The sequence below is a fragment of the Streptomyces sp. SAS_270 genome (assembly GCF_052543295.1).
This window is the reverse complement of record NZ_JBMNDS010000034.1, coordinates 65,429-86,264: the sequence shown is the minus strand read 5'-3', so window position 1 is coordinate 86,264 and position 20,836 is coordinate 65,429. Positions and strand designations below refer to the sequence as shown.

20 protein-coding genes and 3 pseudogenes are annotated in these 20,836 nt (G+C 69.6%); 12 read left to right on the top strand and 11 right to left on the bottom strand.

The annotated features are described in order from the left end of the window. Positions 1-54 precede the first annotated feature (54 nt). From ACN6LB_RS22860 to ACN6LB_RS22850, 3 genes are all read right to left on the bottom strand, one after another. Complete coding sequence (locus tag ACN6LB_RS22860; protein WP_445027553.1) at positions 55-1,440, bottom strand: MFS transporter; 1,386 nt, start codon at positions 1,438-1,440, stop codon at positions 55-57. A 261-nt stretch (positions 1,441-1,701) separates the two neighbouring features. Further along, on the bottom strand, positions 1,702-2,262 hold the full coding sequence (locus ACN6LB_RS22855) for a DUF5134 domain-containing protein (RefSeq protein WP_445027552.1): 561 nt from the start codon (positions 2,260-2,262) through the stop codon (positions 1,702-1,704). Between the two features lie 13 nt (positions 2,263-2,275). After that, on the bottom strand, positions 2,276-2,719 hold the full coding sequence (locus ACN6LB_RS22850) for a cupin domain-containing protein (protein WP_445027551.1): 444 nt from the start codon (positions 2,717-2,719) through the stop codon (positions 2,276-2,278). A 211-nt stretch (positions 2,720-2,930) separates the two neighbouring features. Between ACN6LB_RS22850 and ACN6LB_RS22845 the strand changes: the two genes are divergently transcribed. The 4 genes and pseudogenes from ACN6LB_RS22845 to ACN6LB_RS22830 all read left to right on the top strand — a co-directional run bounded on the left by ACN6LB_RS22845 (position 2,931) and on the right by ACN6LB_RS22830 (position 6,674). Beyond that, entirely contained in the window at positions 2,931-3,107 is a 177-nt protein-coding gene (locus ACN6LB_RS22845) for an NAD-dependent epimerase/dehydratase family protein (RefSeq protein ID WP_445027550.1), read from the top strand. 125 nt (positions 3,108-3,232) lie between these two features. Beyond that, positions 3,233-4,915 (top strand): annotated as a pseudogene (locus ACN6LB_RS22840) (transketolase-like TK C-terminal-containing protein); the annotation flags it as partial. Beyond that, positions 4,912-5,673 (top strand): methyltransferase, encoded by a 762-nt coding sequence (locus ACN6LB_RS22835; protein WP_445027549.1) that lies wholly within the window; start codon positions 4,912-4,914, stop codon positions 5,671-5,673. The pseudogene ACN6LB_RS22840 and the gene ACN6LB_RS22835, both read left to right, overlap by 4 nt. 86 nt (positions 5,674-5,759) lie before the next feature. Then, positions 5,760-6,674, top strand: coding sequence for an RNA polymerase sigma-70 factor (locus ACN6LB_RS22830; protein ID WP_445027548.1), 915 nt, complete (start codon positions 5,760-5,762; stop codon positions 6,672-6,674). Between the two features lie 12 nt (positions 6,675-6,686). On the opposite strand, the gene ACN6LB_RS22825 is transcribed toward ACN6LB_RS22830, so the two are convergent. After that, on the bottom strand, positions 6,687-6,902 hold the full coding sequence (locus ACN6LB_RS22825; protein ID WP_445027547.1) for a hypothetical protein: 216 nt from the start codon (positions 6,900-6,902) through the stop codon (positions 6,687-6,689). Between ACN6LB_RS22825 and ACN6LB_RS22820 the strand changes: the two are divergent. The 4 genes and pseudogenes from ACN6LB_RS22820 to ACN6LB_RS22805 all read left to right on the top strand — a co-directional run. Next, a pseudogene (locus ACN6LB_RS22820) lies at positions 6,841-7,059 on the top strand (OsmC family protein); the annotation flags it as partial. The gene ACN6LB_RS22825 and the pseudogene ACN6LB_RS22820 overlap by 62 nt on opposite strands. A gap of 301 nt (positions 7,060-7,360) precedes the next feature. Further along, a complete protein-coding gene (locus ACN6LB_RS22815; RefSeq protein ID WP_445027567.1) occupies positions 7,361-9,061 on the top strand; it encodes an L-aspartate oxidase in 1,701 nt (566 codons plus the stop codon). An 84-nt stretch (positions 9,062-9,145) separates the two neighbouring features. Next, entirely contained in the window at positions 9,146-9,892 is a 747-nt protein-coding gene (locus ACN6LB_RS22810) for an SDR family oxidoreductase (protein ID WP_445027546.1), read from the top strand. A 118-nt stretch (positions 9,893-10,010) separates the two neighbouring features. Continuing rightward, positions 10,011-10,184: a hypothetical protein gene (locus tag ACN6LB_RS22805; RefSeq protein WP_445027545.1), complete on the top strand. Its 174-nt coding sequence runs from the start codon at positions 10,011-10,013 to the stop codon at positions 10,182-10,184. A 174-nt stretch (positions 10,185-10,358) separates the two neighbouring features. On the opposite strand, the gene ACN6LB_RS22800 is transcribed toward ACN6LB_RS22805, so the two are convergent. Continuing rightward, entirely contained in the window at positions 10,359-11,027 is a 669-nt protein-coding gene (locus ACN6LB_RS22800) for a sigma-70 family RNA polymerase sigma factor (protein WP_445027544.1), read from the bottom strand. Between the two features lie 313 nt (positions 11,028-11,340). Here ACN6LB_RS22800 and ACN6LB_RS22795 point away from each other — a divergent pair, with 313 nt between their 5' ends. Next, entirely contained in the window at positions 11,341-14,112 is a 2,772-nt protein-coding gene (locus ACN6LB_RS22795) for a helix-turn-helix transcriptional regulator (protein WP_445027543.1), read from the top strand. Here ACN6LB_RS22795 and qcrB read toward each other — a convergent pair. Both qcrB and ACN6LB_RS22785 read right to left on the bottom strand, forming a co-directional pair. Next, positions 14,109-15,674 carry a cytochrome bc1 complex cytochrome b subunit gene (gene qcrB / locus ACN6LB_RS22790; RefSeq protein WP_445027542.1) on the bottom strand — a complete coding sequence of 522 codons (1,566 nt, stop codon included), beginning with the start codon at positions 15,672-15,674 and terminating at the stop codon, positions 14,109-14,111. The genes ACN6LB_RS22795 and qcrB overlap by 4 nt on opposite strands. Further along, positions 15,671-15,916, bottom strand: coding sequence for a WhiB family transcriptional regulator (locus ACN6LB_RS22785; protein ID WP_445027566.1), 246 nt, complete (start codon positions 15,914-15,916; stop codon positions 15,671-15,673). Before ACN6LB_RS22785 ends, qcrB begins: the two co-directional genes overlap by 4 nt. Positions 15,917-16,107: 191 nt before the next feature. Here ACN6LB_RS22785 and ACN6LB_RS22780 point away from each other — a divergent pair, with 191 nt between their 5' ends. Further along, complete coding sequence (locus ACN6LB_RS22780; RefSeq protein ID WP_445027541.1) at positions 16,108-16,971, top strand: RNA polymerase subunit sigma; 864 nt, start codon at positions 16,108-16,110, stop codon at positions 16,969-16,971. Here ACN6LB_RS22780 and ACN6LB_RS22775 read toward each other — a convergent pair. After that, a complete protein-coding gene (locus ACN6LB_RS22775) occupies positions 16,964-17,887 on the bottom strand; it encodes a sigma-70 family RNA polymerase sigma factor (protein ID WP_445027565.1) in 924 nt (307 codons plus the stop codon). The genes ACN6LB_RS22780 and ACN6LB_RS22775 overlap by 8 nt on opposite strands. Positions 17,888-18,074: 187 nt before the next feature. Between ACN6LB_RS22775 and ACN6LB_RS22770 the strand changes: the two genes are divergently transcribed. After that, complete coding sequence (locus ACN6LB_RS22770) at positions 18,075-18,485, top strand: hypothetical protein (protein ID WP_445027540.1); 411 nt, start codon at positions 18,075-18,077, stop codon at positions 18,483-18,485. A gap of 31 nt (positions 18,486-18,516) precedes the next feature. Here ACN6LB_RS22770 and ACN6LB_RS22765 read toward each other — a convergent pair whose 3' ends face one another. The 3 genes from ACN6LB_RS22765 to ACN6LB_RS22755 are packed head-to-tail and all read right to left on the bottom strand — an operon-like array spanning position 18,517 to position 20,392. Next, positions 18,517-18,858, bottom strand: a complete 342-nt coding sequence (locus tag ACN6LB_RS22765) for a hypothetical protein (protein WP_445027539.1) — start codon at positions 18,856-18,858, stop codon at positions 18,517-18,519. A 35-nt stretch (positions 18,859-18,893) separates the two neighbouring features. Beyond that, complete coding sequence (locus ACN6LB_RS22760; protein ID WP_445027538.1) at positions 18,894-20,249, bottom strand: NAD(P)/FAD-dependent oxidoreductase; 1,356 nt, start codon at positions 20,247-20,249, stop codon at positions 18,894-18,896. Beyond that, on the bottom strand, positions 20,234-20,392 hold the full coding sequence (locus ACN6LB_RS22755; RefSeq protein WP_445027537.1) for a hypothetical protein: 159 nt from the start codon (positions 20,390-20,392) through the stop codon (positions 20,234-20,236). Before ACN6LB_RS22755 ends, ACN6LB_RS22760 begins: the two co-directional genes overlap by 16 nt. 186 nt (positions 20,393-20,578) lie before the next feature. On the opposite strand from ACN6LB_RS22755, the pseudogene ACN6LB_RS22750 reads away from it, so the two are divergent. Next, positions 20,579-20,716 (top strand): annotated as a pseudogene (locus ACN6LB_RS22750) (hypothetical protein); the annotation flags it as partial. Positions 20,717-20,836: the final 120 nt, after the last annotated feature.

The following is a 20,836-nucleotide window of genomic DNA, read 5'->3' as shown; positions in this document are numbered from 1 at the left end:
TCCCCGTACGCCGGAGCGTACGGGGATCAGCGGGGGAGAGCCGTGGGGCGCCGGTCAGGCGGTGTGCGCGTCCGCCGTCGGGGCCGCCACCGGCCGCGCATCCGTGGCGCCGTCCACCTCGGCCAGGTCGTTGTGGCGGGTCTCCTTGGCGACTCCCACCGCGATCAGCGTGACCACGACCGCCGCGATCACGTACAGGGCGATCGGCGTCGAGCTGTCGTAGTCGGCGAGCAGCGCGGTGGCGATGAGCGGAGCCGGGGCGCCCGCCGCGACCGAGGCGAACTGGGCGCCGATGGAGGCACCGGAGTAGCGCATCCGCGTGGCGAACATCTCGGAGAAGAAGGCGGCCTGAGGGGCGTACATCGCGCCGTGCAGCACCAGACCCACGGTCACGGCGAGGACCAGGTTCCCGAAGCCGCCGGTGTCGATGAGCGAGAAGAACGGGAACATCCACAGGCCGACTCCCGCCGCGCCCAGCAGATACACGGGCCGACGTCCGACCCGGTCCGAGAGGGCGCCCCAGGCCGGAATGACCGCGAAGTGCACGGCGGACGCGATGAGCACCGCGTTGAGCGCCGTCTGCTTGGAGACCCCGGCCGACGTGGTGGCGTAGACCAGAATGAACGCGGTGATCACGTAGTAGCTGATGTTCTCGGCCATGCGGGCGCCCATCGCGATCAGGATGTCCCGCCAGTGGTTGCGCAGCACGGCCACCACGGGCAACTTCTCCGCCTCGGCGCCCTGCGTGGCCTTCCGGGCCTCGGCCTGCGCCAACGCCTGCTTGAAAATGGGCGATTCATCGACAGAGAGACGTATCCACAAGCCGACGATCACGAGCAGGCCCGAGAGCAGGAACGGAATGCGCCAGCCCCAGGACGTGAAGGACGCGTCTGACAGCGTGGCGGTCAGCAGCGACAGAACGCCGGTCGCGAGCAACTGTCCGGCGGGCGCCCCGGTCTGCGGCCACGATGCCCAGAACCCGCGCCGCCTGGCGTCCCCGTGCTCGGAGACCAGCAGTACGGCGCCGCCCCACTCGCCGCCGAGCGCGAAGCCCTGCACCAGTCGCAGCGCGGTGAGCAGCACGGGCGCGGCCGCGCCGACGGTCGCGTGGGTGGGCAGCAGACCGATCGCGAAGGTCGCCCCTCCCATCATCAGCAGGCTCAGGACCAGCAGCTTCTTGCGGCCGAGCCGGTCGCCGTAGTGCCCGAAGACGAGCGCGCCCAGCGGCCGTGCGGCGAAGCCCACCGCGTACGTCAGGAACGACAGCAGCGTGCCGACCAGCGGGTCGGAGTCCGGGAAGAACAGTTTGTTGAAGACGAGTGCCGCGGCCGAGCCGTACAGGAAGAAGTCGTACCACTCGATGGTGGTGCCGATGAGGCTGGCGGCGACTATGCGCTTGAGGTTGTTCGACGACGGTGGAGCGGGTGCTGCGGAGGCCATGTGCGCCACTTCCTCGTGTGCGGTGGGGACGGGTATGTATTCGCACACCGTAGGAACGCCCAGATCACGGGCACATGTGGCGGAGCAACATAGTTCGAGGCTTGCCTATGCGTGTGGCCACCATGCTGGCTCACGAAAGCTGCAGCCAGGTTTCGCCGACCTCCACATCACCCTGCCCTTTCGGGCCACCTCTCGCGATCGTTCGGTCTGGCGGTCGACCGCGATGCCGTCAAGGGCAACACCGTTGTCCGGCACCGAGTGTCAGTGGTGCATGAGCAGCATGATGGCCGTGCCCATGGCCGTCGATCCGTGCCAGAAGTGGTCGTAGGGCCCGTCGAGGTCGGTGGAGAAGCCCGCGCTGCCCGGGGCCACGCGCAGTGCGGGCATGTCCCGGGTCAGCGACCGGAGAGCGTAGGCCAGCAGACAGAGCGTCAGTACGCCGGTGATGACATCGCCGGTCTGCGCGTCCGTGACGCCGTCGTGGCGCACCGGCATCCACGCCATGGCGGCCATGCCGACCGCGTGCGGCGACCTGCGCGTGAGGCCGTTCCATCGCGGACCACGGAGGCTGAGGACCGCGGTCAACGGGAACCACAGTGCTGCGGCGGCGAAGAAGAAGGTCGTCCGCCCCGGTGACGGCCCTTCGCCGATCCCGTACCACGGCATCACCGCCATGGCCGACGCCATGACGGTGTGCAGCAGACTGTCACCTCGGCCGCGCCATCCGCAGCCTCGTGTCAGCACGGCCTGCCGCAGTGCGTACACGGCCGCGGCCGTGAACAGCGCTGTCAGCATGCAGTGCACGACGGCGGTGGCGCTCATGCCCAGTGGGTGGTCAGGCGGTGGGCCGTGAGGCACGGAGGTGGGCCCGCTCGGCCAGTTCCTGCTCCTCGACCAGCTCCACCATGGGCTTGCCCGGCGCGCACAGCATCGTCACGACGAACCGGGTGCGCGCGTCGGGCAGCGCGTTGCCGTCCTGGTAGTGGATCGCGTCGCCGCCCGGCTCCCAGAACGTCCCGCCGGCCTCGATCACCCGCTCGGGCTCGCCCTCGAGCTCGAAGCGGACGGCGCCCTCGAGGACGTAGCCGAACGCCGGTCCGGGGTGGCGGTGAGGCGGGGTCCCCGGGTCCCCGGGCTCCCACTCGACGCAGATGGTCATCGCCGACGCGCCCTCGGGGACGGTGAGAGGATCGGTGTCCTGCAGCATCTTCGCCGCCGTCTTCCAGCCCTCCGACCGGGTTTGAACTCCGGTCCCCTGCGCTGAGTCCCTGTCCGACATGGATCGGCCTCCCTTGGATGCACCCGGCCATGGCCGCCATGGCCCTCTGCAGTGATGACCGGGCTCCGGGCGGATCTGTGACACTCGCGTCCACATCAGTGTCACAACGTTGGCATGTGTCCTGTCCTAGGTGGTGTGAGGGACCGACATCACCGCCACCTCACGAAGCCATCAGCGGGGTCACCGACCCCTCGACGGGAAGGGGCCCGGAATGCGAGTCGTCGTAGCAGGAGCCACCGGTCTGATCGGTTCCAGGAGGGTGGCCAGGCTTCGGGATCGCGGTGTGGAGGTCGTGCGCGGGTCACGCCGCCATGGCGTCGACGTCACGACCGGCACGGGCCTCGACGAGGTTTCTCCCCGCCCACGCCCCGACAGGAAACAGCCATGAGTGAGCTCGACCAACTACCCGACCAGGACAGCGAAGAGACCACCGAATGGCAGGCGTCGCTCGACGCCGTCGTGCGGCACGCGGGGCCGGAACGGGCCGAGTACCTGCTGCGACGTGTGCACGAGTTCGCCGCCCGGGATGCCACGTACATCCGCGAGCACTTCTTCACGGGTGACGCGCTCGCCGTTCTCGCCGCCGGGCTGAGCGACAGCCGGCTGACCGAGTTGTTCCAGAACTCCCGGGGCGGCCACGAACCGCTCAAGGTTCACGCCGCCTACCGGGCCGCCTCGGAGCACCGGGGCGCGCCGACGGTCGTCCTCGCCTAGACGGTGAAGGGGCACACGCTCGGCTCGGCCTTCGAGTCGCGCAACGCCAACCACCAGATGAAGAAGCTGACCATGGCGCAGTTCCGCGAGATGCGTGACCTGCTCGAACTGCCCATCCCCGACAGCGCGTTGAGCGGTGACGTGGTGCCGTACTGGCACCCGGGCGAGAACTCGCAGGAGGTGCGGTACCTGCGCGAGCGGCGGGCGGCGCTGGGTGGCCCCGTCCCCGTGCGCCGGGTGGTGGCCAAGCCGCTGAAGCAGCCGCCGGCCCGCCCGTTCGAAGCACTGGAGAAGGGCTTCGGCAACCAGGAGGTGGCCACCACCATGGCCCTGGTCCGCCTGGTCAAGGACCTGATGCGCGACCAGGAGACGGGACCGCGCTGGGTGCCGATCATCCCGGACGAGGCCCGCACGTTCGGCATGGAGTCCCTGTTCCCGACGGCCGGGATCTACTCGGCGGACGGCCAGACCTATGAACCGGTGGACGCGGACCAGCTGCTCTACTACCGGGAGGCCAGGAACGGCCAGTTGATCGACGAGGGCATCACTGAGGCCGGTTCCATGGCCGAGTTCACCGCCGCGGCGACGTCGTACGCCACCCATGGCGAACCCATGATCCCGTTCTACATCTTCTACGCCATGTTCGGTTTCCAGCGCACCGGCGACCAGTTCTGGGCGCTCGCCGACCAGATGGGGCGCGGGTTCGTCATCGGCGCGACGGCGGGCCGTACGACCATGACGGGGGAGGGACTCCAACACGCCGACGGGCACTCCCACTTGCTGGCTTCCACGAATCCGGCCGCCGTGTCCTACGACCCGGCGTTCGCGTACGAGATCGCGGTGATCGTGCGGGAAGGGCTGCGCCGCATGTACGGCGACCGGCCCGAGGACGTCTTCTACTACCTGACCGTCTACAACGAACCCAAGGAGCAGCCGGCGATGCCCCCCGATCCCGGGGTCGAGGAAGGCATCCTGCGGGGCATGTACCTGTTCCGGCCGGCCGAGCCCACCGCAACAGAGCCAAGGATCCAGCTGCTGGCCTCCGGTACGGCCATCCACTGGGCGCTGTATGCCCAGGAGTTGCTGCTGTCCCAGTGGGGCGTCCACGCCGATGTCTGGTCGGTGACCTCCTGGACGGAACTGCGCCGCGACGCGCTGGACGCCGACCGCGCGATGCTGCGGGGCGAGGAACGCGTCCCCTACGTGACGGCGGCGCTCGCGGACGCGCCCGGTCCGGTGCTGGCGGTCAGCGACTGGATGCGTCAGGTGCCTGACCAGATCAGCCAGTGGGTCGGTCACGACTACTCGTCGCTGGGTACGGACGGTTTCGGCCTGTCGGACACCCGGGACGCCGTACGGCGCTATTTCCGCGTGGACGCCGAGTCGATCGTCGTAGCCGCCCTGGACCGGCTGGCACGCGGCGGCGCGGTCAGCTCGGAGGCGGTCGGGCAGGCACGCGAGTGGTACGGATGGCGCGGGTGACCATCGTGAACCCACCGCCGGCCGATGTTCCCGGGCGGGAGCGTCAGGACGCCTATGCGGTCGGTGCGGAGTTCTACGACGTTCTGCAGGCGGAGCGGGACGAGGCCCGGGTGCGCGCGCTCTACCGCGCCGACGTGCGCGGGGCCCGGGTCGGTGTGCTGGACGTCGGCGCGGGCACCGGGCGGGTCACGCTGATGAGCCTCCTGGAGTCGCACGTCCCCGTGCATGCGGTGGAGCCCGCCCGGTCCATGCGTACCCCGCTCATGACGCGGCTGGCGTCCCTGAGTGCGGAGCTCACGAAGCGGGTGACCGTCCACCCGCAGCTGCTCGAGGAGGCGGGGCTGTACGGCGTCGCGGACGTGGCCGTGTGCCACAACACCGTCGCCTGTCTGCACCCGGAGTCGCGCCGGGCGCTGTGGCCGGCCGTCGCCGACGCCCTCGTGCCCACAGGCGTGCTCCTCGTCCAGCTGCCACCGGCTCGCCTGCCGCGTCACAGGACCACCCATGTGCTGCCGACCCGGACCGTCGGCCGCCACGAGTACGGGGGCCGCATGGTGACGTCGGCCGACGTGGGCCGGATCCGGGCACGGTTCGACTACTGGGTGCGCGAGGACGGGCGGGTGCTGCGCCGGCACGACGAGACGTTCTGGATGTTGCCGGTCCCGCGTGCGGAGATGATCGCGGAACTGAGGGAGGAAGGTCTCTTCGCGCTGCCCGAACGGCCGGACCCCTCCGTGCCGGCCCTGCGACTGGCGTGACCGTGACGTGCTCCGCCCGGGTCTGAGCTGCCCGCTCTATCATGGGCAGCGCTTGCGCGAACGGGTCGGAACTGAAGGCGGCACGCATGGCTATGGGGGACGGCACTCACTCCCTCGACGGCTGGGACTCCCTCGACCAGGCGACGAAGGTGTTCATGGCGGTGCGGCCCCAGCTCTTCGGCATCGCCTACCGCGTCCTCGGCAGCACCTCGGAGGCCGAGGACGTCCTCCAGGAGGCGTGGCTGCGCTGGCAGCACACCGACCGTGGCGTGGTCCGCGAGCCGAAGGCGTTCCTGGCCACCGTCACCGCCCGGCTGGCGATCAACCTCGCCCAGTCCGCCCGGGTGCGGCGCGAGTCGTACACCGGTCCCTGGCTGCCGGAGCCGATCGACACACGCGCCGATCCGCAGTTGGGCGCCGAACGGGCCGAGGCGCTCGACCTGGCGGTTCTCTTCCTTCTGGAGAAACTGAACCCTGTGGAACGGGCCGCCTATGTGCTGCGGGAGGCCTTCGACTACCCCTACCAGCAGATCGCGGACATGCTGGAGACCAGCGAGGCCAATACGCGCCAGCTGGTGAGCCGTGCGCGCAAGCGCATCTCCTCGGAGCGCCGCAAGCCCGTCGACGCCACCGAGCACCGACGGCTGATGAAGGTGTTCCTCACCGCGGCACAGACCGGCGATCTGGCCGTGCTGGAGGACATCCTCACCGAGGACGTGGTCAGCTACACCGACGGGAACGGGCTGCGTGGTGCGACCCGGATTCCGGTCGTCGGCCTGGTGCACGTCTCCCGGTATCTCGCCGCCTTCGGCCCGCGCTTCTGGCCGCACAAGAAGATCGAGTGGGTCGAGGCCAACGGCGGACCGGCCGCCCTCGTCTCGGACGGCGGGAGGGCCGTGGTGCTGCTGACCCTCGACATCTCGGAGCGCGGCATCGAGCGGGCCATGTGGGTCATGAATCCGGAGAAGCTGGCACGTTACGTGGCATCGCTGGGCAGCTGAACGGGCCGGTCGTCACATCACCGGGCAGTCGTCGGTCAACCAGTGGTCCGAGACCCGACACACAGAGGTGCGCTCGATGACCGAACCGATCCAGCCGCCTGACCTGTCCACCGAGAACGACTTCGACGGCGACTCCTTCGCACCCCTCCACACCACGACGGTGACCATGACCGGCGGGACGGCGGCCCACGGGAGAGCCTCGGGGAGGGCACGCTCGGACGACGGCATCCTCGACCTCGACCTGCGCCTGCCCGCCGAACTGGGTGGAGACGGCCGGGGGACCAATCCCGAGCAGCTGTTCGCCGCCGGGTTCGCGGCCTGCTTCCACGGCGCGCTGAGCCTTGTCGCACGACAGGCCACGCTCGACCCCGCCGCGATGTCCGTCGAGGCGACCGTGGCGTTCGGCCGCAGCCCACAGGACGGGGGGTACGTCCTGCACATCGAACCTGGTCGTCGACTGGCCGGGCGTCACTCCCGACCTCGCCACTCCGCTTCTGCGGCGGGCCGACGCACTGTGCCCCTACGCGAGGATGGCCCGGCACCGCACGCCGACCACCATCACGCCGGCCTCCTTGGACCACATAGGCCAGGAGGTGTCACAGATCGCGGGACTGCCCGGTCGTACTGGATGAAGACCCCAGCGATCGGAGTGGACCGTGGCTGTCACCGAACAACGTCTTGCCACCATGGTGCTGGTCATCGGCACCGGAGGGGCCGGCCTGCGCGCGGCGATCGAACTGGCCGAGGCCGGCATCGACGTCCTCGCCGTCGGCAAGCGCCCCAAGGAGGACGCCCATACGGCACTGGCGGCCGGCGGCATCAACGCGGCACTGGCCACCATGGACCCCGAGGACAGCTGGCAGCAGCACGCCGCCGACACCCTCAAGGAGAGCTACCTCCTCGCCGATCCCCGCACCGTGGAGATCGTCACCCAGGGCGCCGCCCGGGGCATCGACGACCTGGAACGCTACGGCATGGCCTTCGCCCGCGAGGGGGACGGCCGGATCTCGCAGCGCTTCTTCGGCGCGCACAAGTTCCGCAGGACCGCCTTCGCCGGTGACTACACCGGCCTGGAGATCCAGCGCACGCTGATCAGGCGCGCCGAACAACTCGACATCCCGGTGCTGGAAGGGGTGTACATCACCCGGCTGCTGGTGCACGAGGGCGCCGTGTTCGGGGCCTACGGATTCGACCTCACCAGCGGCAGGCGCTACCTGATCCACGCCGACGCGGTCGTCCTGGCCGCCGGGGGCCACACCCGCATCTGGCGGCGCACCTCCTCGCGGCGCGACGAGAACACAGGCGATTCGTTCCGCCTTGCCGTGGAGGCCGGGGCCCGGCTGCGGGACGCCGAACTGGTGCAGTTCCACCCGTCCGGGATCATCGAGCCGGAGAACGCGGCCGGCACCCTGGTCAGCGAGGCCGCCCGGGGGGAGGGCGGCATCCTGCGCAACGCGCTCGGGGAACGCTTCATGGCCCGCTACGACCCCGAGCGCATGGAGCTGTCCACCCGTGACCGGGTCGCCCTGGCCGCGTACACGGAGATCAAGGAAGGCCGCGGCACCCCCAAGGGAGGCGTGTGGCTCGACGTCTCCCACCTGCCCCGGCAGACGATCATGACGCGGCTTCCCCGCGTCTACCAGACCCTGCTGGACCTGCAGATGCTGGACATCACCAGAGAGCCGATCGAGATCGCGCCCACCGCGCACTACTCGATGGGCGGGGTGTGGGTGCGCCCGGAGGACCACGCCACGGACGTACGCGGCCTGTACGCCATCGGCGAGGCGTCGAGCGGGCTGCACGGCGCCAACCGTCTCGGCGGCAACAGCCTCATCGAGCTGCTGGTGTTCGGCCGCCTCACCGGGCAGGCGGCCGCCGCGTATTCGCAGGCCCTGGAGGCGCAGCCGCGGTCGGCGTCCGCCATCGCTCATGCCCGTGCGGAGATCGACGACCTCCTCGCCGCCGACGGCCCGGAGAACGTCCGCGCCCTGCAACGCGCGATCCGCAACGCCATGACGGAGCACGCGGGCGTCGTGCGTGACGAAGACGGCCTGCGCGCGGGGTTGGCGGAACTCGCGGTGATCGAGAAAAGGATGCAGGACGTCGGCATCCACCCCGACATCGCCGGCTATCAGGACCTCGCGCACGCCTTCGACCTGAAGTCCGCCGCGCTGGCGGCCCGGGCCACCCTCGAATCCGCGCTGGAGCGGCGGGAGACGCGTGGCTGTCACAACCGCAGCGACTACCCCGACCAGGATCCCGCTCTTCGGGTGAATCTCGTGTGGTCCCCGACGACGGGCGTCACTCGCGAGAGTATTCCGGCCGTCCCCGACGAGATTTCCTCCCTGATTGAGGAAGTCTCGACCACGGGAAAACTCGTCGAATAGAAGGTGTCACAAACAACGCCGGTGCCCGGTCTCTACTGATACAGACATCAGGGAAACCCGAATAAATCCGAAAGGAATTCCGTCATGAAGGTCGTAGTGATCGGTGGAACCGGGCTCATCGGCTCGAAGGTGGTCGCCGGACTCGGCGCGCACGGGCACGAGGCGGTCGCCGCGTCGCCCAACACCGGAGTCAACACGCTGACGGGCGAGGGACTGGCCGAGGTCCTCCAGGACGCGTCGGTGGTCGTCGACGTGTCGAACTCGCCCTCGTTCGAGGACGACGCGGTCATGGAGTTCTTCCGCACCTCGACGACCAACCTGCTGAAGGCGGAGACGCAGGCCGGGGTGGCGCACCACGTGGCGCTGTCCGTGGTCGGCACCGACCGCCTCCAGGGCAGCGGGTACTTCCGCGCCAAGCAGGTCCAGGAAGACCTGATCAAGGCGTGCGGCAACCCCTACTCCATCGTCCACGCCACCCAGTTCTTCGAGTTCGCCAGGGGACTCGCCGACGGGGTCACCGAGGGCGACACCGTGCATCTGCCCGACGCCAGGATCCAGCCCATCGTCTCCGGCGACGTGGCCGCGGCCGTCGCCCGCACCGCGGTCGGCGCACCGGTGGGCGGCGTGGTGGAGGTCGGTGGCCCCGACGTGTTCCAGCTGGAGGAGTTCATCCGCATGGGGCTGACCGCCCTGAACGACCCGCGCAAGATCGTCACGGACGCGCAGGCGACGTACTGGGGCGCCCCGCTGCAGGAGAACACGCTCCTGCCCGGTCCGGACGCGCACATCGCCGGGACGAGGTTCGCCGACTGGCTCGCCCAGCAGAAGTAATTCCTCGGGGTGGCCCTCGCCGAAAGGAGAGGGCCACCCATTGCCCTTGGCAGCGGGCCGCGCACATTCCGGCAGGGAATCGGCTCACGCTCCTCGAACGAAATGCCATGGAGACACGATGTCCGTAATGGGTGAGGACCGCGTCGACCTCGCTGCCACCTTCGTATCGCTGACCGCCGAAGCCGCCGAGCTGCGTACCCGGGTCACGGAACTGCGCCGGGAACTCGCGGATCTCGGCGAACGCATGAACGTCGTCTCGGCCGCGCTGAACCGGGATGCGGTCCGTCGCTGATCATCTCGGCCGGGCGGACCGCCGCGTTGTCGTCGAGGCGCCGCCGGAACCCACTTCCACCGCCTGAAGCCGGTCGCGCCGAGTATGTGCATGATGCGAAAGACGACCGCCGCGAGGTTCTGGTCCGTCCGGGCCCGACGGTCCGCACCACGGCGCCGGGCCAGCATGCCGCCGTCACCGCCGGCCGCTCGCATCGGTCGACAGCATCCTTTCCAGGTGCCCGAGGTCACCGGTCTGGGCCGCCGAGAAGAACGCCTGTACGAGGCGCCGGTGTGCGACGGAGTCGACCGGCTGCCCGCGGTGGTCCTCGGTGAGACGCCGCTGGGCGCGTGCAACCTGCTGTCTGGTGTTCACGACGCTGAGGTGCAGGATCTCGGCGATCCGGTCGTACGGGTAGCCGAACCCCTCCCTCAGGACGTACACGGCACGTTGCCTCGCAGTCAGGGTCTCCATCAGCAGGAGAACCGCTCGCTCGACGGCGTCCTGGCGCTCGGCCACCTCTTCGGGGCCCGCGCAAGGGTCCATCCGAACCGGGAGCGAAGGGCTCGCACAGGACTCCCGGCGCTTCCAGGCGGACTGGACCACGTTGATGGCCAGCCGGACCGTGGTCTTCCTGAGTAGTGCCGACGGGTTGGAGACAGCCGTGCGGTCGGCGCCCTGCCACCGCAGCCACGTCTCCTGGATGACGTCCTCGGCCTCGTGCGCGTTCCCGACGATCTGCCTGGCGAGGCTGAGCAGTCCGGGTCTGGCCTGTACGAACACCAAGGTCGCGGCGTCCAGCGCGATGACGGATGTACCCGCCGTCTCGTGGCTCCGCACGGTTTCGGTCAGCTGTGTTTGCATGTCCGGCTCCTCCGCTTCCGTGGGGCAGCAGCTCGAAGGGCGGCCGGCACCAATGTCGCGCCCGAGGGCGGCCCCGCGCGCCCTTGGAAGGCCGTAGGGGACTGCGTGGTCGTGCCGTGGGAGGTCCGTGGTCGACCCGTCCGGATCGTGGTCGCGGGCAGTGCTGGATCCCTCACGGTCGCTCGAAGTCGGAAGTTCTCCGCTTTCGCAGCCGTTTACGATGGATCCGGCTCGCCTCGGCCGTCCCACGGCCGCAGTGATCCAACGCACCGGCCGACGCCCCGCCGGGAGGATCTTGACGTGGGAGGCTGCCATGACGAGCCGCGGTGTTGGAGTCGGTCTCCTCGACAGACGGAACGAGCGTCGGGCCCTCGACGACCTGCTGGCGGGCGCAAGGGACGGGCGCAGCGGAGTCCTGGTCCTGCGCGGTGAGGCGGGGATCGGGAAGTCCGAGCTGCTGAAGTACCTGCTGGGGCGGGCCACCGGATTCCGTACCGTCAGCGCGGGCGGCGTCCAGTCCGAGATGGAGCTCTCCTACGCCGGCCTGCACCAGCTCTGCGCGCCACTGCTGTCAGGACTCGACAACCTCCCGGAACCTCAACGCGACGCACTGCGCACGGCGTTCGGACTGCACGGCGGGGCCGCGCCCGACCGGTTCCTGGTCGGCCTGGCCACGCTGAGCCTTCTCTCGGACGCCGGGGGGAGCGAGCCGCTGCTCTGCGTCATCGACGACGCGCAGTGGCTGGACCGGGTCTCCGCGCAGACCCTGGAGTTCGTCGCCCGCAGGCTGCTCGCGGAATCGGTCGTGCTCGTCGTCGCCGTGCGCGAGCCGACCGCCGGTGAGGTGTTCCCCGGCCTCCCCGAACTGCCCGTGACCGGCCTGTTCGAGGACGACTCCCGAAAACTTCTCGCCTCGGTCGTCACCGGCCCGCTCGACCGCAGGGTGCGTGACCGCATCGTCGCGGAGACCCACGGCAACCCACTTGCCCTGCTCGAACTGCCGCACACACTCACCGCGTTGGACCCGGCCGGCGGCTTCGGACGCCCCGGTGCGGGGCCTGTGGCGAACCGGCTGGAGCAGGACTTCCTCCGCCGCGTCCGGGCGCTGCCGACCGAGACGCAGCGCCTGCTGTGCATCGCCGCCGCCGAGCCGGTCGGCGACGCGACGCTGCTCAGGCGGGCGGCCGAGCGGCTGGGAATCGTCGTGGACACGGCCGCGGCGGACGCCGAGGCGTCGGGATTGATCACCTTCGGCGCCTGGGCTCGCTTCCGTCACCCCCTGGTGCGTTCGGCGGCCTACCGCGCGGGGGGCCCGGACGCCCTGCGCGAGGTGCACAGAGCCCTGGCCGACGTGACCGACGCCGGGCTCGACCCGGACCGTCGGGCGTGGCATCTGGCGCGTGCGACGGTGGGACCCGATGAGGCGGTGGCCGCCGAGCTGGAGCGTTCGGCGGAGCGGGCGCAGGCACGTGGCGGAGTCGCCGCGGCGGCGGCCTTCCTCGACCGGTCCGCCCAGCTGACGCCCGACCCCACGCGCCGTGGAGCCAGGGCGCTGGCGGCGGCACACGCCAAATACCAGGCCGGCGCCTTCGATGCCGCGCGGGAACTGGCGGGCGCGGCCGAACTGGGCCCCCTCGACGCCCTCGGAGCCGCTCGGTCGACCCTGTTGCGCGGTCGGATCATGACCGCCTCCAACAGCGCCGGTGCCGGCCTGCCGCTGCTGCTCGAAGCGGCCAGACGCCTGGAGCCGCTCGACGCCGGACTCGCCCGTGAGACGTACCGGGACGCGATCTACGCGGCCCTCACCGCAGGCCGCCTGCCGCACGGCGAGGGGATCCTCGAAGTGGCCCGGGCCATTCTCGCGACGCCCACGCCCGCCGAACCGACACGCGACGATCTCCTTCTGGACGGCCAGGCGCTGCTGACCACGCAGGGCTACGCCGCGGGCGCTCCGATGCTGCTGAGGGCGCTGACCGCGTTCCGCGACGGCGGGATCTCGCCGAAGGAGGGGCTCGGCTGGCTCCCTCTCGCCTGCCGCCTGGCCCACAGCACCTGGGACTTCGAGAGCTGGTCCGTGCTCTCGGCACGGCTCGTCGACCTCGCACGCGAGACGGGAGCCCTGTCGGTGCTGCCGTCGGCGCTCCTGCTCCGCCTGTCCAACCGGGTCTTCGCGGGTGATCTGGCAGGTGCCGGCTCTCTGGTCGCGGAGGCGACGGCGATCGGTGAGGCGACCGGCAGCAGTTTCTTCGCGCACTACAGCGCGCTGGTCGTCGAGCCCTGGAAGGGCAGGGAGGCCGCGACCCAGCAGGCCATCGACGCCGTCACCCAGGACCTCCTCCTGCGCGGTGAGGGCAAGGTGGAGACCGCAACGCAGTGGGCTGCGGCGGTGCTCTACAACGGCCTCGGCAGGTACGCGCAGGCGTATACGGCCGCCCTACGGGGCTGCGAGAATCCGCAGGAACTCGGTCTCTCCCTCCAGTCGACGGTCGAGTTGGTCGAGGCGGCCGTACGACTGGGCAGACCCGCGGACGCGGCCGCGGCGGTGCGCAGCATCAGCGAGATGGCGCAGGCCGCCGGTACCGAGTGGGCCCTCGGCACCGCGTCCGGCGTCCGTGCCCAGGTGAGCGAGGGACAGGCGGCCGATGCCCTGTACCGGGAGGCGATCGAGCGGCTCGGTGGCACAGGGGCGCGGATGGACCTCGCCCGGACGCACCTGCTGTACGGGGAATGGCTGCGCCGCGAGAACCGCCGAGCCGACGCCCGCGTTCAACTGGGCATCGCGCACGACATGCTGAGCCACATCGGAGCCGGTGCATTCGCCGAACGCGCACGCCGCGAACTTCAGGCGACGGGGGCGAGGATCCGCAACCATTCCGCCGCGGCGCAGGTGGCCCTCACCCCCCAGGAGGAGCAGATCGCCCGCCTGGTCCGGGACGGTCTCACGAATCCCGAGATCGGCGCCCAGTTGTTCATCAGCCCCCACACGGTGGAATGGCATCTGCGCAAGGTGTTCTCGAAACTCGGCATCACCTCCCGCAAGGAGATCCGCACCATACGCCTCGCAGGCGAGGCGGCTTCGGCCTAGGCGTGATCTTCGGTACGTCCCTTGTGCAGCGCCTGGTATTCCTGCGCGGTCGGCTTGGCGATCTGCGCGCCTTCTCCATAAAGAGTCTCGCTGATCCGGGAACGCAGTTGCCGGGCCGGGCGGTTGCCGGGGCCGATCGGCTTGTACTGCTCGTGTTGGGTGAGGGCGTGGAGTTGTTCCTGGCTCAGCGGCTCGTGCACCTCGACGAATTCACCGTCGGGCAAGCGCTTGATGATGCCGGTCTCGCGTCCGTGCAGTACTTTGTCGCGGTCGCCGCGCTGAAGGCCGAGAGCCATGCGTTTGGTCACCGTATAAGCCGCGACAGGAACGACGAAGAGGCCGATCCGGACCGCCCACGTCACCGACTCGACCGAAACATGGAAACGGACGGCGATGATGTCGTTCGCGGCGCCGATCAAGGACACCAGATAGAAACTGAGCCATGCGACACCAAGTGCCGTTCGCACGGGACGGTTCCGCGGCCGGTCCAGAAGGTTCCGCTCGCGCGTGTCACCGGTCGCCCACGACTCGATGAACGGATATGCGCCCAGGGCGAGGAAGAGGCCGACACCCACGGTCAACGGAATCAGGTTGTCGAGTGCCAGGGTGTGACCCCAGAAGTCGACTTCCCAGCCCGGCATCACCCTGAGCAGTCCGTCCGCCACGCCCATGTACCAGTCGGGCTGCGAGCCGGCCGAAACCTGGTCGGCACGGTAAGGCCCGTACTGCCAGACGGGGTTGATCTGTGCGACCGCGGCCATGACGAAGATGGCACCGCTCACCAGCAGGAAGTATCCGGAGGACTTGACGACGCGTACCTTGGCCGGCACACCCACGACATTGCTGTTGGTGCGTCCCCGGCCCGGGTACTGGGTGTGCCCGTGGTAGAGCATGAGGGCCAGATGAGCGGTCAGCAGTCCCACCATGAGGCCGGGGATGACCAGCACGTGGATGGTGTTGAAGCGCGCTGTCAGGTCGTCGCCGGGGAACTCGCCTCCGAAGAGGAACATCGACAGGTAGGTTCCGACGATGGGAACGGACAGGATCGTTCCGTTCACCACGGCGAGGCCGGTCCCGGACAGCAGGTCGTCCGGGAGGTCGTATCCCGTCAGCCCGGCGAACATGGCGAGGATCAGCAGCAGAAAGCCGATCAGCCAGGTGAGTTCGCGCGGCTTGCGGAAGGCGCCCGTGAAGAACACCCGCAACATGTGGGCGAGTACGGCGGCGACGAAGACCAACGCCGCCCAGTGATGGGCCTGCCGGATCAGTAGACCGCCGCGGACGTCGAAGGATATGTGCATGGTCGAGTCGAAGGCCTCCGACACCATCTGGCCGCGTAGCGGTGCGTAACTTCCGTTGTACTGCACCTCCTTCATCGACGGATGGAAGTAGAAGGTCAGATACACACCCGTGACGAAGAGAACGACGAAGCTGTAGAGACAGATCTCCCCGAGCATGAAGGACCAGTGGTCCGGAAACGCTCGTCGTGCTTTTCCTCTGACCAGTCGGCGGACGCCCAGGCGTCCCTCGGCCCAGTCGGCCACCCTTTCGCCCGTGTTCATTTCACTGCCACCCGGGTCTCGATCACTCGCATCGCTCGGCGTTCGCTTTCCGTCGTTCCGCCCCAGATGCCGTCCAGCTGTCCCACCCGCACGGCCCAGTCGAGGCACTGCTCTGCCACGGGACATCGGCCGCAGATTGCCTTCGCCTCGTCGATCTGCCGAAGGGTGGGACCGCTGTTGGATATGGGGAAGAAAAGCTCGGGATCTACGCGCAGGCAGGCTGCCCGTTCACGCCAATGCACGGCATGGTCACCTCGTTCGGCAGTCAAGGGAAAAGAAGTGTGTAGCTGTCCTTTAAGACCGGACAGCCGCCGCATGTGTGACACGGCCGCGACGAGCCCGTGTCACACGATCCGGGAGTTCCCGGTCTTACGGGTTGAGCCGACGCCCCTGCCGCGTGCGGGGCAGCGTGAGCGAGAGCGAGGAATGCCCTGTGGATCAGAGCGATGCGGTGCCGATCGGCGAGCTGTGGGAGGAGCGCCGCTTCCTGCTCGATGTCGCCCACTGGATGCTGGGCGACCCGGGCGCGGCGGAAAGCGTCGTGGACGAGGCGTATCACCGGTGGTACGAGCTGTCCGACGCGGCACGTCGACAGGTCACCGTCCCCCGGTCCTGGCTGGCGAAGACCGTGGGCGGGATCTGCCTGGACCGCCTCGCACGGCCCGGCCGGGACGCGGCCGGGCACGGGGAAGGGCACGGGGCACATCCCTCGGAGGCGGAGGCGGAGGCGGAGGCGGAGGCCGGCCGGGTCGTGCTGAACGCGCTGACGTCGCTGCCGACCGCCGAGCGCGCGGCGTTCGACTTCCGTGCCTTCGGGATGGCCCCGGGCACGGTCGCCGGCATCGTGGGCCGTACGGAGCCGGAACTCGCCGAACTCGCCGAACGGGCCAGGCAGTGGCTGCGGCTGCGCCGCACCCGCTCCACGACACCGCAGCAGCACGACGCCGCCGCCTGCGCCGTGCACCGGGCATGCGTCACCGGGGACGGCGAGCTGCTCACGTCGTTGCTGTGCCCGGACGCGACGGCGTTCTTCGACGGCGGCGGCAAGGTACGAGCGTCGACCGGACCGGTCCACGGCTGTCGGCCGGTCGCCGACAGCCTCTTGACGCTCGTGGCCCCAAGCCCGCACACCACCCTGACCACCCATTCGGTCAACGGCCGGACCGGCCTCGTCGCGCGGTACGGCGGTCGGGTCGCCGCTGTCATCAGCCTCGATGTCTCGGACGACCGTGTCGCCCAGGTCTGGGTCATGCTCAACCCCGACAAACTGCGGTCCTGGAACCACCGCCCTACGTGAGACCAGGGGCGGCTGCGAAGCGGGAACGCGATGCGACGAAGGCGGCGATCTTGCTCGGCGCGAACACCCACAGCACCTGGTGAATGCCGTGCTTCGAGGCGGCCGCAGTCATGAAGGCGACCGTCCGGCCGTCCCGGTGGACCAGCACACCCGCAGCGCCGTTGGCATCGACCAGCTCGGGCACCGCCTCCCGCCACAACTGCCGATAGCTCGCGAGCCTGGCCACCTGGGCGCGGCCCCGCACAGGCACCCGGGCACAGCCCCGCATGCCGTTGCCGTCGGAGAGGCTGACGACATCGGGCGCGAGCAGGGCTTCCAGTGACGCCACGTCTCCCGTTCTGGCCGCCGCGACGAAGGCGGCGAGAAGGCGTCGGTGCTCAGCCGCGTCCACGGTCTGCCGCCGCTCGTTCAGCAGGTGACGGCGAGCACGGCTGACGATCTTCCGCACATTGACGAGGCTGACTTCGAGCATGTCGGCGATCTCGGCGTAGGCGTAGTCGAACGCCTCACGCAGTACATAGGCGGCGCGCTCGACGGGAGTCAGTTTCTCCAGCACCAGCAGCAGCGCCATCTCCACCGCCTCCGCGTGCTCGGCACCGACCGCGGGATCCGCGCTGCTGTCGACGGGTTCCGGCAGCCACGGTCCGATGTACGTCTCTCTGCGCACGCGTGCCGACTGCGCGACGTTGATGGCCAGACGGGTCGTGGCGCTGGACAGGAAGGCCGCAGGACTCAGCACCGCCGAGCGGTCTGTCTTCTGCCAGCGCAGCCATACCTCCTGGACCACGTCCTCGGCCTCGACCGTGCTGCCGAGGATGCGGTAGGCGATCCCGAAGAGCCGCCTGCGGTGGTGTACGAAGACGGCCACAGCGTCCTCGAGGTCGTCAGGTGGGGTGAGGGTCGGTTCGGCATACATGATCCACTGGCCTCCGTTGCTCCGGTTCATCCGCTGCATGGACCGCGATCGACGGGCGCTTGTGACAGAACGGGACGATGGTTTTCCACGTGCCTGCGAAATCCCACTGTTCGAGACACTGAGATGCCCTGTCTGACACTGAAAGCACTGCCTATGCTGTCGACAGGGGTTGAGGAGAGGAGCACTCATGGTCTCCGCGGGCCGCACGGCACACAGCATCGAGGTCACCGCTGAGGGACTTCAGGAGGAACTGGCCCGGCTGCAGTTCCAGAAGCAGGCGCTCGAAAGGGAGTTGGCGGCGGTCGTGGCCCATCTCGGCTCGGTACAGCGGGCTCTCGGGGCTCTCGAGAGCGCGCTGGTCACTCCGGCCGCCGCTCCTCAGGCGGAGGAGCAGTACGGAAGGCTCACCGAGCAGATCATGGCGTACTTCGCCCAGGTCGGTGACGCCGAGGTACGAGCCCGTGAGGTCGCGGCGGCGCTCGGCCGCGACGCCGACAGCGGAAGCATCAACGCGGTACGCAGCACACTCGATCGCCTCGTCGCCGCCTCCCGCATCCAGCGCGCCGGCAGAGGCCTGTACCGCACGAAGGCTTCCTAGCGCACGGCGGTCACCGCGACGCGCACGGCGGTCACCGCGACGATCCAATAATCACCACGACGGACGCGATCATCGCCAGCGTGATCAGCGCCATCCCGGTGAGTGTTCCCCGCAGCCATTGCCGGATCCTGAGGTGGTGTTGCGCTTCCATCGCGTCGACGCGCTCGGTGATGTGGTCGGTCACCATGCGGGCGACGTGTTTCTGCTCCTCCACGTACCACTGCTCGATGTCCCGTTTCTGCTCGGGGGTGAGCCCTTCCACGCTTGCGGTGAAAGCCGCCACGCGGCGGTGCGTCGCTCCCATGTGAGCCTCCCGGTACAGGAAGTCCTCGATGTCGGGCAGGCCGCGGGCGGCCTCCTCACGCGCGGTCATGCCGTGCCCTCTAGGGAAACGAGAACCCCACATGCTCATGCTGTGCTGCCTTCCTTCGCGCGGCCGGCACTCGGTTCCTGCGTCCGCCCGCCCGTCACGAAGGCGTCCCGCGGGTGCTGGACGGAGGCGAGGGACACGAGATCCCGGCCTGTCAGGGCCGCGGTCAGCCAGACCGCCAGAACGCGGATCTTCCGTTCCCAGCTGGGCACCGCGAGCACGTGATAGCCCCGGTGCATCAGCCACGCCGGGAACCCCTTGATGACGATGCCCTTGTACTGGAAGATGCCCCGCCCCAGCCCCAGCGTCGCCACCACGCCCAGGCTGTCGTGACGGTAGTTCCGCACGCGCCGCCCGCGCAGGTCGGCCACGAGGTTCCTGGCGAGACGTCTGCCCTGTCGCACGGCGTGCTGGGCGTTCGGCACCGTGCGCGCGCCCGGCACCGGCGAGGCCAGGTCGGGGATGGACGCGTCGTCGCCGGCGGCCCACACGTCCGGTACGGGTTCGGCCTCGGTGCCCACGCGCAGATCGGCGCGGGCCAGCAGCAGGCCGCGTGCGTCGAGCGGCAGGTCCGAGTGGTTGTGCACGACCGGGTTGGCGGCGTTGCCGGCGGTCCAGACGATCAGCTCGCCGTCGTACTCCGTTCCGTCGGAGAGGACGACGTGGCCGTCCTCGGCGGACAGCAGCTGCGTGTTCAGATGGACCTGCGCGCCACGGTGTTCCAGGTGGCGTACCACCCAGGCACCCGGCTTGTCGCTGACCTCGGGCAGGATCCGGCCCCGGGCCTCGACCAGGTGGAAGGACAGGTCCTCGGTGCCCAGCTCCGGATACGACCTGAGCATCGCGGCCGCCAGCGACAGCAGTTCACCGAAGCCCTCGACGCCGGAGAACCCGCCTCCCACGAACGTGACGGTGAGCAGCTTTCGCCGTTCGGGGCCGGGCGGCAGCGACGCGGCCTGGTCGAACGCGGTCATCAGCCGGTCACGTATCGCCACGGCCTCCTCCACGTGCTTGAGACCGATGGCCTGCTGTGCGAGCCCGGGAATGGGGAACGTACGGGTCACCGCGCCGGCGGTGACCACGAGGATGTCGTAGCGCAGCTCATAGGCCTCTCCGCGCACCGGGCGGACGGTCACCGTACGGTCCGCGTTGCTGATCCCGGTCACGGTGCCCGAGATCAGCCGGGTGTCGCGCAGGTGCCGCCGCAGTGACACGACGGCGTGACGTGCCTCCACCGAACCGGCCGCCACCTCGGGCAGGAAGGGCTGATAGGTCATGTACGGGCGCGGGTCGACGACCGTGACCCGAGCCTCGCCCGGTCGCAGCTTCCTCTGCAGGCCCCAGGCGGTGTAGAAGCCCGCGTAGCCGCCGCCGACGATCAGAATCTCTCGCATGACTGCCTCTGCTTGTTGTCCGTCACCATGTAGACCGCGCAGGCCTGGCCGATGTGACATCCATCGGCGACTCGGACTGTGCCGGTGCGCTCCTGCGCGGCGCTCTCGCCGGTGTCCGTCTCGCCCGCGGCCACGGCGTTCACCGCTCGGTGGATCTCGACGGTGAGCGTGTGGACGAGTTCCGCACCGCGGCTCTGGCGGCGTTACCCGCCGAATGGGCCCTGGCCCGGGCCCGGCTGAACCTCCACCACGGCCGCAGACTGCGTCAGCGATGGCACTACGTCGATGCCCGGAACCCGCTGCGCCGTGCCCGCGAGGAGTTCGACCGGATGGGGGCGCGCCCCTGGACCGAGACGGCTCGCGAGCAGTTGCGTGCCGCCGGTGAGTCGAGTGGACGGCGGCACGCGAACACCAGCGACCGGCTGTCGGCCCAGGAGATGCAGATCGCGGTGCTCGCGGCGCAGGGTCTGAGCAACCGGGAGATCGGCCAGCGCCTGTTCATCTCGCCCGCACCGTCGGAGCCCACCTGTACCGCATCCATTCCCGCCTCGGCGTCACCAGCCGGGGGAAGCTCGCCGGCGCGCTCG